This window comes from Xanthobacter sp. DMC12 (assembly GCF_056314105.1).
Genome location: NZ_JBQUYZ010000001.1, coordinates 535,069 through 549,427, shown reverse-complemented (window position 1 = coordinate 549,427; position 14,359 = coordinate 535,069). Strand labels below are relative to the sequence as shown.

11 protein-coding genes are annotated in these 14,359 nt (G+C 67.9%); all 11 read left to right on the top strand.

The genetic code is table 11. The features are described from left to right. Positions 1-95 precede the first annotated feature (95 nt). The 11 genes from dusB to hflX all read left to right on the top strand — a co-directional run bounded on the left by dusB (position 96) and on the right by hflX (position 14,347). Entirely contained in the window at positions 96-1,115 is a 1,020-nt protein-coding gene (gene dusB, locus ACT535_RS02375) for a tRNA dihydrouridine synthase DusB (RefSeq protein ID WP_476363221.1), read from the top strand. 179 nt (positions 1,116-1,294) lie between these two features. Then, positions 1,295-2,380 carry a two-component system sensor histidine kinase NtrB gene (locus ACT535_RS02370; RefSeq protein ID WP_168458263.1) on the top strand — a complete coding sequence of 362 codons (1,086 nt, stop codon included), beginning with the start codon at positions 1,295-1,297 and terminating at the stop codon, positions 2,378-2,380. Between the two features lie 7 nt (positions 2,381-2,387). After that, positions 2,388-3,830 carry a nitrogen regulation protein NR(I) gene (ntrC, locus tag ACT535_RS02365; protein WP_168457840.1) on the top strand — a complete coding sequence of 481 codons (1,443 nt, stop codon included), beginning with the start codon at positions 2,388-2,390 and terminating at the stop codon, positions 3,828-3,830. Between the two features lie 118 nt (positions 3,831-3,948). Next, the gene (locus tag ACT535_RS02360; protein WP_476363220.1) at positions 3,949-4,764 is read left to right on the top strand and encodes a substrate-binding domain-containing protein; all 816 of its coding nucleotides are present in this window, start codon (positions 3,949-3,951) and stop codon (positions 4,762-4,764) included. A 268-nt stretch (positions 4,765-5,032) separates the two neighbouring features. Further along, the gene (locus tag ACT535_RS02355; RefSeq protein ID WP_476363219.1) at positions 5,033-7,228 is read left to right on the top strand and encodes a sensor histidine kinase NtrY-like; all 2,196 of its coding nucleotides are present in this window, start codon (positions 5,033-5,035) and stop codon (positions 7,226-7,228) included. A 3-nt stretch (positions 7,229-7,231) separates the two neighbouring features. Beyond that, positions 7,232-8,599 (top strand): nitrogen assimilation response regulator NtrX, encoded by a 1,368-nt coding sequence (gene ntrX / locus ACT535_RS02350; protein WP_168457837.1) that lies wholly within the window; start codon positions 7,232-7,234, stop codon positions 8,597-8,599. A gap of 109 nt (positions 8,600-8,708) precedes the next feature. Beyond that, positions 8,709-10,085 (top strand): Trk system potassium transporter TrkA, encoded by a 1,377-nt coding sequence (gene trkA / locus ACT535_RS02345; RefSeq protein WP_168457836.1) that lies wholly within the window; start codon positions 8,709-8,711, stop codon positions 10,083-10,085. Between the two features lie 23 nt (positions 10,086-10,108). After that, positions 10,109-11,521 carry a hypothetical protein gene (locus ACT535_RS02340; protein ID WP_476363218.1) on the top strand — a complete coding sequence of 471 codons (1,413 nt, stop codon included), beginning with the start codon at positions 10,109-10,111 and terminating at the stop codon, positions 11,519-11,521. A gap of 14 nt (positions 11,522-11,535) precedes the next feature. Next, positions 11,536-12,393: a D-amino-acid transaminase gene (locus ACT535_RS02335; RefSeq protein ID WP_476363217.1), complete on the top strand. Its 858-nt coding sequence runs from the start codon at positions 11,536-11,538 to the stop codon at positions 12,391-12,393. 149 nt (positions 12,394-12,542) lie between these two features. After that, the gene (gene hfq, locus ACT535_RS02330) at positions 12,543-12,797 is read left to right on the top strand and encodes an RNA chaperone Hfq (protein ID WP_024279016.1); all 255 of its coding nucleotides are present in this window, start codon (positions 12,543-12,545) and stop codon (positions 12,795-12,797) included. A 170-nt stretch (positions 12,798-12,967) separates the two neighbouring features. After that, positions 12,968-14,347 carry a GTPase HflX gene (gene hflX / locus ACT535_RS02325; protein ID WP_476363980.1) on the top strand — a complete coding sequence of 460 codons (1,380 nt, stop codon included), beginning with the start codon at positions 12,968-12,970 and terminating at the stop codon, positions 14,345-14,347. Positions 14,348-14,359 lie beyond the last annotated feature (12 nt).

The following is a 14,359-nucleotide window of genomic DNA, read 5'->3' as shown; positions in this document are numbered from 1 at the left end:
CAACGGCACGCACACTGCCCTTGCGTGCTGCGCACATTTGTCTAAGATGTAGGCAGAACACAGCTGGCCTAAATTCTGTGCAAGAGACTGTCCCATTGTCCATTCCGGCGTTGCGCCTCGGCGCCGTGACCCTGCCCAATCCGGTGATCCTCGCCCCCATGGCGGGAATCACCGATGCGCCGGTGCGACGGATGGCGATCCGCCATGGCGCGGGGCTCGTCATATCAGAAATGCTGGCCAGCGAGGCGCTCCTCGACGGCCATCCTGAGATGCTGCTGCGCGCCGAAGGCGAGGGCGTGCCGTTCCATGCGGTGCAGATCGCCGGCAACGACCCGCGCCTGATGGGCGAGGCGGCACGCGTGGCGGAGGCGGCCGGCGCCGGCCTCATCGATATCAACATGGGCTGCCCCGCCAAGCGCGTCACCACCGGTGCCGCCGGCGCGGCCCTTTTGCGCGACCTACCGCTGGCCCGCGCGATCTTCGAGGCGGTGCGGGGCGCGGTCAGCGTCCCGGTCACGGTGAAGACCCGGCTCGGCTGGGACGATGGCTCGCCCACCGCCGTGGCTCTCGCGCAGATGGCCGAGGCGTGCGGGCTTTCCATGGTGACCATCCACGGCCGCACCCGCTGCCAGTTCTACACCGGCAGGGCCGACTGGCGCGCCATCCGCGCGGTCAAGGACGCCGTATCGATTCCCGTGATCGCCAACGGCGACGTGGTGAGCCTTTCGGACGGGCGGGGCATTCTCGCGGCTTCCGGCGCGGATGGGCTGATGATCGGCCGCGGTGCGCAGGGCCGGCCCTGGTTTCCCGGCCGTGTGGCGCAGACGCTGGCCGGCCGAGTGGTCGACGAGGATCCGCCCCTCGACGCCCAGCGGGACATCCTGCTGGAACTCTACGAGGGCTGGCTGTCGCTCTACGGCACGACGCTCGGCGTCCGGCAGGCGCGCAAGCATATCGGCTGGGCGCTCGATGCGGCCGCCGCAGGGCAGGGGAGTGATCGGGTCGCCTTCGTGGAGCGCTGGCGCAAAGCGCTGCTTGTACTCGACGAGCCGGGCCGGGTGAAGGCCGGCATCGTGGCGGCCTTCGACGAACTCATGTGGAGGGCTGCGGCATGACGGCCGAAGCCAGAAAGCAAGACGCACGGAAGATGGATCAAAAGCGCAAGGGCAGTTCGAAGACAGCGGCCAAGGCTGCGGGCAAGGAGGTCGCCAAGGACGCGGCCAAGGAGGCGGCGCAGGAAGCCGTCAGCCCGCCTGTTCACCCGGTCGCCAAGACGGGCGGCGCCGAGCCGGGCATGACGCGCGCCATTCTCGATGCCGTGCCGCACCCGCTGTTCACCATCGCCGGCAACGGCCATGTGGTGGAAGCCAATGTGGCGGCGGAAGCCTTCTTCGAGGTCAGCGCCCCCCTTCTGCGCCGGAGGCCCCTGAGCGAGTTCGTGCCCTTCGGCACGCCGCTCCTCGGCCTCATCGATCAGGTGCGCCAGCGCGGCGCGCCGGTGAACGAATATCGCGTGGACCTTGGCACCCCGCGCAACGGCGGCGAGCGCATCGTGGACATCCACGTGGCGCCGGTGAACGAGCAGCCGGACAATGTGGTGGTGATGCTCCAGGAGCGCACCATCGCCGATAAGATGGACCGCCAGCTCACCCATCGCGGCGCCGCCCGCTCGGTGAGCGCGCTTGCCTCCATGTTGGCCCACGAGATCAAGAATCCGCTCTCCGGCATCCGCGGCGCGGCGCAGCTTCTGGAGCAGTCCGCCGACGACGAGGACCGGGCGCTCACCCGCCTGATCTGCGACGAGGCCGACCGCATCGTGAAGCTGGTGGATCGGATGGAGGTGTTCTCCGACGAGCGCCCGGTGGAGAGGGAGCCGGTGAACATCCATGCGGTGCTGGAGCATGTCCGCACGCTGGCGTCCTCGGGCTTTGCCCGCCATATCCGCTTCGTGGAGGAGTACGACCCCTCCCTGCCGCCGGTGCTGGCCAACCGCGACCAGCTCATCCAGGTGTTCCTGAACCTGGTGAAGAATGCGGCGGAAGCCATCGACAGCGACCAGGACGGCGAGATCCTGCTTTCCACCGCCTTCCGCCCCGGCGTGCGTCTGATGGTGCCCGGTGCCTCCACCCGGGTCAGCCTGCCGCTCGAGTTCTGCGTGCGGGACAACGGCAAGGGCGTGCCGGAAGACCTTGTGCCCCACCTGTTCGACCCGTTCGTGACCACCAAGCCCACCGGCTCTGGCCTCGGTCTTGCTTTGGTGGCGAAGATCATCGGTGACCACGGCGGCATCGTCGAATGCGACAGCCAGCCCCGCCGCACCACGTTCCGCGTGCTCCTGCCCATGTATCGCGGCAAGAGCCCTGTTCGAGAGGACAATTGAGGTGTCGATGCCATCCGGAAGCATCCTGGTCGCCGACGACGATGCCGCGATCCGCACCGTGCTCAACCAGGCGCTCTCGCGCGCGGGATATGAGGTGCGTTCCTGCGGCAACGCCGCCACGTTGTGGCGCTGGGTGAGCCAGGGGGATGGCGATCTCGTCATCACCGACGTGGTGATGCCCGACGAGAACGCCTTCGACCTCCTGCCGCGCATCAAGAAGGCGCGGCCGGACCTGCCGGTCATCGTCATGAGCGCGCAGAACACTTTCATGACCGCCATCCGCGCCTCCGAGCGCGGGGCCTATGAATATCTGCCCAAGCCCTTCGACCTGAAGGAGCTGATCTCCATCGTCGGCCGCGCCCTCGCGGAGCCAAAGAAGGGCGACGGCGGCCATCACGCCCCCGAGGAGCAGGACAACATCCCGCTGGTCGGCCGCTCGCCCGCCATGCAGGAGATTTATCGCCTCCTCGCGCGGCTGATGCAGACCGACCTCACCGTGATGATTGCGGGCGAGAGTGGCACCGGAAAGGAACTGGTCGCCCGCGCGCTGCACGACTACGGCAAGCGCCGCACCGGGCCGTTCGTCGCCATCAACATGGCGGCCATCCCGCGCGACCTCATCGAATCGGAGCTGTTCGGCCACGAGAAGGGCTCGTTCACCGGCGCCACCACCCGCAATCCCGGCCGCTTCGAGCAGGCGGAGGGCGGCACGCTCTTCCTCGACGAGATCGGTGACATGCCGATGGAGGCGCAGACGCGCCTGCTGCGCGTGCTCCAGCAGGGCGAATACACGACGGTGGGCGGGCGCACGCCCATCAAGACCGATGTGCGCATCATCGCCGCCACCAACAAGGACCTGCGCACCCTGATCCAGCAGGGCCTGTTCCGCGAGGATCTCTTCTTCCGCCTGAACGTGGTGCCCCTGCGCCTGCCGCCCCTGCGCGAACGGTCGGAGGACGTGCCGGACCTGGTGCGCCACTTCTTCCTGCAGGCCGAGCGGGAGGGCCTGCCGGCCAAGCAGATCGACGCCGCCGCCCTCGACCGGCTCAAGCGCTATCGCTGGCCCGGCAACGTGCGCGAGCTGGAGAACCTCGTCCGCCGCCTCGCCGCACTCTATCCGCAGGAGGTCATCACCCCGGCGATCATCGAGGCCGAGCTTTCCGAGCCCATGCCGAACATGCTGTCGGAAGAAGGCCCGGTGGACGCGACGCTCGCGGCCTCGGTGGAACGGCACCTCAACACCTATTTCTCCGGCTTCGGCGAGAATCTGCCCCCGCCCGGCCTCTATCACCGCATTTTGAAGGACGTGGAATATCCGCTGCTGTCCGCCGCGCTCGCCGCCACCCGCGGCAACCAGATCAAGGCGGCCGAACTGCTTGGGCTCAATCGCAACACGCTGCGCAAGAAGATCCGCGATCTCGACATCCAGGTGATCCGCACGTCGCGGTAATCGCCCGTCCTGAGGCGACGCACACGCCCCGCGGGTGGCCCATCCGCGGGGTTTATTGACGGCCACGATATATCCGAATGAATATAGCTTGTTCGCCTGTTCATTTCGGAGCCTTGCCATGCGCGCCCGCATTTGCGCCTTTGTTTTTCTTTGCCTTTCCGCCGCAACCTCCCGCGCGGAGGACATCCGCCTCGTCGCGGCCGGGAGCCTCACCGGCGCCTTCAACGCGATGATCGCGGACTATGGCCGGACCCACCCGAGGGATCACGTCTCCACCAAATGGGGCCCGTCCGGGGTGCTCAGGACGGAACTGGAAAACGGCGGCGCGTTCGACATCTTCGCTTCCGCCGCTCTGCCGCACGCGCAGGCGCTGACGGACAAGGGCCTTGCCAGCGACAGCGTGCTGTTCGCCCGTAATGCGCTGTGCGCCATCGCACTCTCGGATGGCCCACAGCTCGCTTCTGACACCCTGGTGGAGACGCTGCTGAAGCCGGACATCCGCCTCGCCACGTCGACGCCGAAGGCCGATCCGGGCGGCGACTATACGTGGGAGCTGTTCGCGCTCATCGACAAGCAGCACCCGGGCGCGTTCGCCGCGTTGAGCGGCAAGGCCCAGCAGGTGTTCGGCGGCGCGGCGACCACCGGGCCGCTCAATGGCCGCCACAGGCTGGCCGTGGCGCTCGGTGACCGGAGCGCCGACGTGGCCATCTATTACTGCTCGGGCACGCAGGAGATGAGCAAGGCGGACCCGGGGAAATACAAGGTCGTTGCGCTACCCCGCGACCTCGCCGTGGGGCCGGAATACGGGCTGACGCTCGCCAACACGGCATCCCTGCCGGCCGCCGACTTCGCCATGTACATCCTCTCCCCGTCTGGCCAGAAGACCCTGTCGGATTTTGGCTTCATTCCGGTGACGTTGCCCGCCGCGCGTTGATTCGACCGCCGCCTTGCCGCGAGGGGCGGACTCTTGCAGCAGCTCATCTTTCTGATGGACGGAAAGGCCGGCTCGGTCCTTGACCCCGCTACCTGCCATTCGCGCCTTCGCCGGAAATACGGTGGAAGGGGGATGCGTCTGTCACATTTTTGCACCAGTGTCGTTCCACTGCATCACTCCGGGCCGCACGAGTCGTCGCGCCGGCCGGTAGCGCTGGGACGGTCAGGCACACATGAGCGATGAGCCGGTCGGGTACGCCGCAAGAGACATGAGACCGCGGCGCAGTCTGTTCGCCCGCCTGTTCGCGCCCGTCGTGGTGGTTTTGTCGCTGGCTCTGGCGGTGGCCACCTTCGCCATCATCATGGGCCTCACCTCCATCGTGCCGACGCCGACGGTGACGATTGCGGCCCTCGCGGCATCTGCCGTCGCTGCGTTCTCGCTGCTTGCCATCATCGGCCGGGAAGTCTGGCGCATCTGGCAGGCGCGGGCGCGCGGGCGCGCCGCCTCGCGGCTCCACGTGCGGATCATCGGCCTGTTCGCCATCGTCGCCGTGGTGCCGGCAGTGGTGGTGGCTCTGGTGGCGAGCTTCACCCTCGATCGAACCCTCGACCGTTATTTCTCCGAGCGCACGCAGGAGATCGTCGGCTCGGCCTCCTCTGTGGCGCAGACCTATGTGCGCGAGCACGCGCTCTCCATCCGCGGTGACGCGTTGGCCATGGCCAACGATCTGTCGCAGCAGAAGACTCTCTACGATACGGACATCGACAAGTTCCGCCAGGTGCTGACCGCCCAGGCCGCCCTGCGCAACGTGCCGGGCGCCCAGATCATCCACCGCGACCTGTCCGTGGTGGAGCGAGCGAACCTGCGCACGGGTCGCGAGTTCCTCGTGCCCACCAACATCGCCATCAACGAGGCAACCACCGAGCAGCCCATCATCTATGTGGATGCCGACTATGTGGGTGCCGTGGTGCCGCTCACCGGATTCGACGATCTTTTCCTGTACGTGGCCCGGCCGATCGATCCCCGCGTTCTCGGCTATCTGAAGGTGACGAGCGACACGCTGGCCGACTATCGCGCGCTGGAGCAGCGGCGGTTCAGCGTCCAGCTCGCCTTCGCCGCCATGTATTCGATCGTCACGCTGATCGTGCTCCTGTCAGCGGTCTGGCTCGGCGTCACGTTTTCCAAATGGCTGGTGGCACCCATCCGCCGGCTGATGTGGGCGGCGGATCGCGTGGCCAAGGGCAATCTCGACATCCAGGTGCCGGTGAACCGCGCCGAAGGCGACCTCGCGACCCTCGGCGAAACCTTCAACAAGATGACCGGCGAACTGAAGACCCAGCGCAACGCCCTCGTCAGCGCCCGCGACCAGATGGACAGTCGCCGCCGCTTCACCGAGGCGGTGCTCTCCGGCGTCGGCGCAGGAGTGATCGGCCTTGATGCCGACGCCCGCGTCACCATCCTCAACCTGTCGGCGGAGCGGCTGCTGGGGGTGTCCGAGGCCGAGGGCCTGGGTCGCCCGCTCGCCGAGGTGGTGCCGGAGACGGCCACCCTGCTCGAAGAGGCGAGGGGCGCCGGTCAGCGCGCGGTTCAGGGGAACATCACGGTACAGCGCGACGGCCGCGAACGAATCTTCGCCATGCGCGTCACCACCGAGCAATCGGCGGCTGAAGCGCACGGCTGGGTGGTGACGCTCGATGACATCACCGCCCTCATCACCGCCCAGCGCACGTCGGCGTGGGCGGACGTGGCGCGGCGCATTGCTCACGAGATCAAGAATCCGCTCACCCCCATTCAGCTCTCCGCCGAGCGGCTGAAGCGAAAATACGGCCGTCACATCACCCAGGATCGCGACGTGTTCGACCAGTGTACGGACACCATCATCCGGCAGGTCGGCGACATCGGCCGCATGGTGGATGAATTCTCCTCCTTCGCCCGGATGCCCAAGCCCGTGGTGGACGCGCAGGATCTTGCCGAGACCGTCCGCCAGGCGGTCTTCCTCATGCGCGTCGGGCACCCGGATGTCACCTTCGAGACCGAACTGCCCACCGCGCAGCCGGCCCGTTTCGACCGCCGCCTCATCAGCCAGGCGCTCACCAACATTCTCAAGAACGCCGCGGAGGCCATCGAGGCCGTCCCGGACGCCGAGCGCGGCAAGGGCCGCATCCGCGTCCGTGTCGCTGCGGCGGGGGAGGATCTCCTGATCGACGTCATCGACAACGGCGCGGGCCTGCCGCGCGAGAAACGCAGCCGCCTTCTGGAGCCCTATGTGACCACGCGCGAGAAGGGGACGGGGCTCGGCCTCGCCATCGTCGGCAAGATCATGGAAGAGCACGGCGGCGGTATCGAACTGAATGATTCGCCCGAGGGTCGCGGCGCCTGGATCAGGCTCCGGATGCGGGCGGATGGTCTACCACCGGCCGGCGCGGGCGGGGCGCAACCGGTCCCTCAAGCAGGGAGGGCCTGATCCATGGCCATGGACATCCTCATTGTCGATGACGAAGCCGATATTGGCGAACTGGTCGCGGGCATCCTGGAGGACGAGGGCTATTCCGCCCGCACCGCCCGGGACGCCGATGGCGCGCTCGGGGCCATCGCCACGCGGCGGCCGAACCTCGTGTTCCTCGATATCTGGCTGCAGGGCAGCCGCCTCGACGGGCTGGAACTGCTCAACGAGATCAAGTCGCAGCATCCAGACCTGCCGGTTGTGATGATCTCGGGCCACGGCAACATCGAGACCGCAGTCGCCGCCATCAAGCGCGGCGCCTACGACTTCATCGAGAAGCCGTTCAACGCCGACCGCCTGGTGATGGTCACGGAGCGGGCGCTGGAAACGCTCCGGCTCAAGCGCGAGCTGAAGGAGCTGAAGCAGATGACGCCCCATGGGCGCCTGCTCGTCGGCCGCTCCAGCGCGATCCAGCAGCTCAAGGGCACCATCGATCGGGTGGGACCCACCAACAGCCGCATCCTCATCGTCGGCCCCTCCGGCTCCGGCAAGGAACTCACCGCGCGCCTCATCCACGGCGTCTCTGGCCGGGCTCAGGGGCCGTTCGTGGTGCTGAATTCGGCGGCCATCACGCCGGAGCGGCTGGAGTTCGAGCTGTTCGGCGTCGCTGAAGGGGAGGGCAGGGAGCAGAAGCGCGGGGCGCTCGAAGAGGCCCACGGCGGCACGCTCTTCCTCGACGAGATCGCCGACATGCCGCGCGAGACGCAGAACCGCGTGCTGCGCGTGCTGGTGGAGCAGACCTTCACCCGTGTCGGCTCCAACGACAAGGTGAGCGTGGACGTGCGCATCATCTCCTCCACCGGGCGCAACCTGGAGGAGGAGATCGCCAAGGGCCGCTTCCGCGAGGATCTCTACCACCGCCTGTCGGTCGTGCCGATCCGCGTGCCGCCGCTGGCGGAGCGCCGCGAGGACATCCCCGATCTCGTGGATTTCTTCCTCGACAGCATCTCCCAGACCACCGGTCTGCCGCGCCGGCCCATCGGCGAGGACGCCATGGCGGTGCTGCAATCCCACGACTGGCCCGGCAACGTGCGCCAGCTGCGCAACAATGTGGAGCGTCTGCTCATTCTTGCCGGCGGCGACCCGGAGGCGACCATCACCGCCGCCATGCTGCCGCCGGACGTGGGCGCGCTGGTGCCGACGCTGCCCAACGGCAATGGCGGGGAACATCTCATGGGCCTGCCGCTGCGTGAGGCCCGCGAGGTGTTCGAGCGCGAATATCTCGCCGCGCAGATCAATCGCTTCGGCGGCAACATCTCGCGCACCGCCGAATTCGTCGGCATGGAGCGCTCGGCCCTTCATCGAAAGCTTAAGGCTCTTGGCGTAGGGTGAAGGTCCTCGGACGTGACCGGGGCGGGTTGACGGGGTGCCCGAAAAGGGGGCTGCATCGGTGCGTTCGGTCCGCTGACCAGCGACGGCCGGGCGTCCGGGGGGAGGGTTCATGAAGGTCGTGATCTGCGGCGCGGGCCAGGTGGGGTTCGGCATCGCCGAGCGCCTCGCCGGTGAGCAGAACGACGTGTCCATCATCGACACGTCCCCGCGCCGCATCCAGATGGTGACGGAACAGCTCGACGTGCGCGGCGTGGTGGGGCAGGGCTCCCATCCGGATGTGCTCGCCCGCGCCGGCATCGAGCAGGCGGACATGCTCATCGCCGTGACCCTCCACGACGAGGTGAACATGGTGGCCTGCCAGGTGGGCCACGCGCTGTTCAACGTGCCGACCAAGCTTGCCCGTATTCGCGCCCAGACCTACCTCGCACCCGAATGGCGCGACCTGTTCGCCCGCGACCAGCTGCCCATCGACGTGATCATCTCCCCCGAGGTGGAGGTGGGCGAGATGGTGCTGCGCCGCCTGTCCCTGCCCGGTGCGTCCGATACGGTGAGCTTCGCGGACGGGGCGGTGGTGATCGTCGGCGTCTCCTGCACCGAGGACTGCCCGGTGGTGGACACGCCGCTGAAGCAGCTCACCGAGCTGTTCCCGGACATCCAGGCGACCATCGTCGCGGTGAGCCGGGGCGGGCGCTCGTTCGTGCCGCGCTCGAACGACCAGATTCTCACGGGGGATCTCGTCTATTTCGTCGCGCAGGCAGACCACGTGCAGCGCACGCTCTCGCTGTTCGGACACGACGAGGTGCCGGCCCAGCGCATCGTCATCGCCGGTGGCGGCAACATCGGCTACTACGTCGCGACCGAACTGGAGAAGCGCAACGCCGCCGCCCGCGTGAAGCTGATCGAGGCCAATCGCGAGCGGTCGCAGGCCATCGCCGAAGAGCTGCGCCGCACCGTCGTGCTCAATGGCGACGCGCTGGAGCGCGCCATCCTCGACGAGGCGGGGGTGGGGGAGGCGGACACCATGATCGCCCTCACCAACGACGACCGCATCAACATCCTCTCCTGCCTGCTCTCCAAGCAGGTGGGGGCGAAGCGTATCCTCGCGCTCCTGAACGAGCAGGGCTACGCCACCTTCGCCCGGGGCCTCGGCATCGACGCCCATGTGAATCCGCGCCAGATCACCGTCTCCAAGGTGCTCCAGCACGTGCGGCGCGGCCGCATCCGCGGCGTCCATGCGCTGCTCGACGGCTCGGGCGAAATGATCGAGGCGGAGGCGCTGGAAACCTCGCCGCTGGTGGGCAAGCCCTTGCGCGACCTCGGCCTCCTGGACGGGCTGCGCATCGGCGCCGTGGTGCGCAACGGGCAGGTGCTGCTGCCGCGCGGCGATTTCGTCGTGCGCGCCCACGACCGGGTGGTGCTGTTCGCCCTCGCCGATCGCATCAAGCGCGTGGAGCAGCTGTTCCGCGTGGCACTCGAATTCTTCTGAACCGACCTCAAGGTTCCTCACCCATGGCCAACGCCGCCCGCCCACTCGCAGCTGGCATCGCCGGCATCGGGGCGCTCGCGCTCCTGCCGATGGCGGTCGCCGCGCGTTCCGGCACCGGGCCCGTGGCCGTGTGGCTCGCCACGTCTGGCTTCTGCCTGTTCCTCGCCGGCCTGCTGCGCTTCACCACTCACGGGCTCGATACACGCCTGACGCGGGCGGGCGCCGTGGCGCTGGTCGCGTGCATGTGGCTGGTGCTGCCGCTGATGGCGACGCCGGCGGTGGCGATCGTCTCGGGCCTGACGCCGCTTCAGGCCTGGTTCGAGGCGCTTTCCGCCTTCACCGCAACCGGCCTCACCGCCCTCAATCAGGGCCCAGCCAGTCTCTACGTTTTCCTCGGCCTGCTGCAATGGTCCGGAGGTCTTCTGACCGTCGTCACCGCAGTTGCCGTTCTAGCCCCCGCGGGCCTCGGTGGCCTGCCGGACAGAACCCCACGGGGTGGCAGGGCGCTCGAAGTGGTGGACCTCGTGCAGGTGCTGCGCGAGATCGCGCCGGCCTATCTCGGCGCAAGCGTGCTAGCGATGCTCGTGCTGCTCGCCTCGGGCGAGAGCCTCTATGTGGCCTTCACGCTTGCGACCGCCGTGGTCTCTGCCGGCGCGCACCTGCCGCCCGAGGCGCAACTGGCCCTCGCGCTGGACGAGACGCCCAAGTGGCTGCTGCTGCCCTTCCTCATCTTCAGCGCCACCAGCGTGCGCTGGCACCGGGCCCTGATTACCCGCCGCATCAACGCCGCACCGGAGCAGGTGGAAAGCCTCGTCATCATCGGCTGGTGGGCGGTGCTCGGCATCATCCTCGGCGCGCTGCTGTTCCGCACTGACGAGATGTCGTCGCTCGACGCGGTCCGAGATGGACTGTTCACCGCCGCCTCGCTGATCTCCACCAGTGGCATCGGTCCGCATGAAGGCACCTACGGCAATCTGCCGCTCGGCCTTGTCATCCTCGTGGTGCTGCTGGGCGGCGGCGCGCTCTCGGTGGCGGGCGGGCTCAAGATGCTACGGCTGCGGGCCATCCTGCTGCGCACGCGGGGCGATCTGTTGCGGCTCGTCTATCCGCACATCGTGCTGCCTTCGGCGCTGGAGGGCGGCGTCGGTTCCGCCATGCGGGGCGTGTGGGCTGGGGCAGCGAGCCTCGGCTTCATGTATGGCCTCTGCGTGATCGCGCTCAGCCCCGGCCTGCCGTCGCTGGACGCCGCGCTGGCGGCGGCGGCGGCGATCGTCACCAATACGGGCCCGGTCTATGACGCCGCGGGCGGCGGCTGGCCGGCCATCTCCTCCCTGCCGTGGGGCTCGGTGCTCGTCGCCGGGATCGGCATGATTGCCGGGCGCCTGGAGATCATCGGGCTTTTCGTCTTCATCCATCTCGCCATCTGGCGCACCTGAGGGCCGACGCAGTCATGTCGCGCATCGCCTACGTCAACGGACGCTATCTCCCCCATCACGACGCCAGCGTGCATGTGGAGGATCGCGGCTATCAGTTCGCCGATGGCGTCTATGAGGTCTGCGAGGTGCTGGGCGGCCGGCTCGTGGACGAGCGCCGCCATCTCGACCGGCTCGAGCGATCCCTGCACGAACTGCTGATCGCCGCGCCCATGTCGCGCGCCGCGCTCTCGGCCGTGCTGCGCGAGGTGGTGCGTCGCAATGGCGTGCGCAACGGCATGGTCTATCTGCAGGTGACGCGGGGTGTGGCCCGTCGCGACCATGCGTTTCCCGCGCCCGGTACCGTCCCCTCCGTCGTCGTGACCGCGCGCCGTACCGACCGGGAGGCGCAGGAGGCACTGGCCCGCAAGGGCGTTGCCGTCATCACCGTGCCGGAGAATCGCTGGCCGCGTGTCGACATCAAGAGCGTTTCGTTGCTGCCGAACGTGCTGGCAAAGCAGCTCGCCAAGGAGGCCGGCGCCCGGGAAGCCTGGTTCGTCGATGCCGACGGCTATGTCACCGAGGGCGCTTCCACCAACGCCTGGATCGTGACCGCCGGTCGCACCATCGTCACGCGCCCCGCGGACAGCGGCATCCTCAGGGGGATCACCCGCACCGTGGCGTTCGAGGTGGCGGCAGACCTTGGCTATTCCATTGATGAGCGGCCGTTCACCGTCGCGGAAGCCCATGCGGCCGACGAGGCGTTCATCTCGGCGGCGACGACCGTCATCATGCCGGTGGTGACCATCGATGGTGTGCCGGTCGGAGCAGGTGTCCCCGGCCCGGTCGCAGCGGCTTTGCGATTGAAATTCCACGACTTTTCGGAAGTTGCGTGAGGTCGCTCCACAACGCCCCATGTTGCGGAGCAAAATAATATTGCGCCGCCATGGGGCTGTGCCATTCTAGCAGCCCAACTCTCACGGGGGGTGTACACTCCAGACGTGCGCTTGCCGTGGGCCTCAACGCCGAAACAATGGATACGAAAATGGCGGCGGAACGGACACAAAATCTCCAAGACACTTTTCTCAATCACGTCCGCAAGAACAAGACTCCCCTCACGATTTTCCTGGTGAACGGGGTGAAATTGCAGGGCGTCGTTACCTGGTTCGATAATTTCTGCGTGCTCCTGCGCCGGGACGGTCATTCCCAGCTGGTTTACAAGCACGCCATTTCCACCATCATGCCGGGTCACCCGGTCCAGTTGTTCGATCCCACGGACGATGGGGGAGAAAAGGCCTAAGCGTGGAGCATCAAAGCGGGAAGAAGGCGGGCGGACGTTCAAAGTCCAAGACAGACACATCGAAGACGGCAACGTCCAAGCTCGCAGGCCGCACGGTTGAAGGTGCCATCGACGCCGGGGAGGATATTCTGATCCCCGGCGAGCATGAGGCGCTGCTGCCCGAATCCGGGATGGATTCCGCAGGCCCCACCCACGACATCACCCGAGAGCCCACGCGCGGCGGCATTGACCGCCGTGCGCCGGCCGTGCGCTGCGCTGTCGTGACCCCGGTGGTCAGCCGTCGGGGCAGGGGAGGTGCGCCGGAGCGGCGCAGCCCCGAGGCCCGCCTGGACGAGGCCGTGGGTCTCGCCGCCGCCATCGAGCTGAACGTGGTCTTCTCGGGCCTCGTATCCCTCTCGGAGATCCGGCCCGCGACCTATCTCGGCACCGGCAAGGTTGAAGAGCTGGCGGACGTGGTGAAGGCCGAGCATGTGGATCTCGTCTTTTTCGATGCCGCTTTGTCGCCCGTGCAGCAGCGCAACCTGGAAAAGGCGTGGTCCACCAAAGTGGTGGACCGGACCGCGCTGATCCTCGAAATCTTCGGCATGCGCGCCCGCACCAAGGAAGGCGCGCTGCAGGTCGAGCTTGCCCACCTCAATTACCAGCGCTCGCGGCTGGTGCGCTCCTGGACCCATCTCGAACGCCAGCGCGGCGGCTTCGGCTTCCTCGGCGGCCCGGGCGAGACGCAGATCGAGGCGGACCGCCGGCTCATCGGCGAGCGCATCGTGCGCATCGAGAAAGAGCTGGAGCAGGTCAAGCGCACGCGCGGCCTGCACCGGGCGAGCCGCAAGCGGGTGCCCTATCCCATCGTCGCGCTGGTGGGCTACACCAACGCCGGCAAGTCCACGCTGTTCAACCGGCTCACCCGCGCCGAGGTGATGGCCAAGGACCTGCTGTTCGCCACGCTCGATCCGACCCTTCGGGCGGTGGACCTGCCGCACGGCACCCGCATCATCCTCTCCGACACCGTGGGGTTCATCTCCGAACTGCCGACCCAGCTCGTCGCCGCCTTCCGCGCCACGCTGGAAGAGGTGCTGGAGGCGGACCTGATCCTGCACGTGCGCGACATCTCCCACCCTGACACCGAGGCCCAGGCGGCGGATGTGGCCGACGTGCTGGAAGACCTCGGCGTCGAGGTGAAGGACGGCGGCCGTGTCATCGAGGTGTGGAACAAGATCGACCGGCTTTCACCCGACGCCCGCGAGCAGGTGCAGAACCAGACCCTGCGGGCGGGCGCCGACGCGCCGGTCGCGGTCTCGGCCCTGACCGGGGAGGGGACGGACGACCTCCTCGGCGTCATCGAGCGGCGCATCACCTCCGGGCGCGTGACGCTCTCCGTCACGCTTGCGGCCGAGGACGGCGAAGGGCTCGGCTGGCTCTACCGTCACGGCGAAGTGCTGGAGCGCTCCACCGGCGAGGATGGCGTGCTGCAAGTGGCCCTGCGCATCCCGCCCGAGCGCGCCGGTCTTGTCGCCCGACGCTTCGGCGCACGGCGGGTCCACACCATGTGAGGCCGCGCGCGC

Excerpts from the sequence above, each read along its gene's own strand:
- ACT535_RS02370 (WP_168458263.1), top strand. The coding sequence starts at position 1,295 with ATGACGCGCGCCATTCTCGATGCCGTGCCGCACCCGCTGTTCACCATC.
- ntrC (WP_168457840.1), top strand. The coding sequence starts at position 2,388 with ATGCCATCCGGAAGCATCCTGGTCGCCGACGACGATGCCGCGATCCGC.
- ACT535_RS02360 (WP_476363220.1), top strand. The coding sequence starts at position 3,949 with ATGCGCGCCCGCATTTGCGCCTTTGTTTTTCTTTGCCTTTCCGCCGCA.
- ACT535_RS02355 (WP_476363219.1), top strand. The coding sequence starts at position 5,033 with ATGAGACCGCGGCGCAGTCTGTTCGCCCGCCTGTTCGCGCCCGTCGTG.
- ntrX (WP_168457837.1), top strand. The coding sequence starts at position 7,232 with ATGGCCATGGACATCCTCATTGTCGATGACGAAGCCGATATTGGCGAA.
- trkA (WP_168457836.1), top strand. The coding sequence starts at position 8,709 with ATGAAGGTCGTGATCTGCGGCGCGGGCCAGGTGGGGTTCGGCATCGCC.
- ACT535_RS02340 (WP_476363218.1), top strand. The coding sequence starts at position 10,109 with ATGGCCAACGCCGCCCGCCCACTCGCAGCTGGCATCGCCGGCATCGGG.
- ACT535_RS02335 (WP_476363217.1), top strand. The coding sequence starts at position 11,536 with ATGTCGCGCATCGCCTACGTCAACGGACGCTATCTCCCCCATCACGAC.
- hfq (WP_024279016.1), top strand. The coding sequence starts at position 12,543 with ATGGCGGCGGAACGGACACAAAATCTCCAAGACACTTTTCTCAATCAC.
- hflX (WP_476363980.1), top strand. The coding sequence starts at position 12,968 with ATGGATTCCGCAGGCCCCACCCACGACATCACCCGAGAGCCCACGCGC.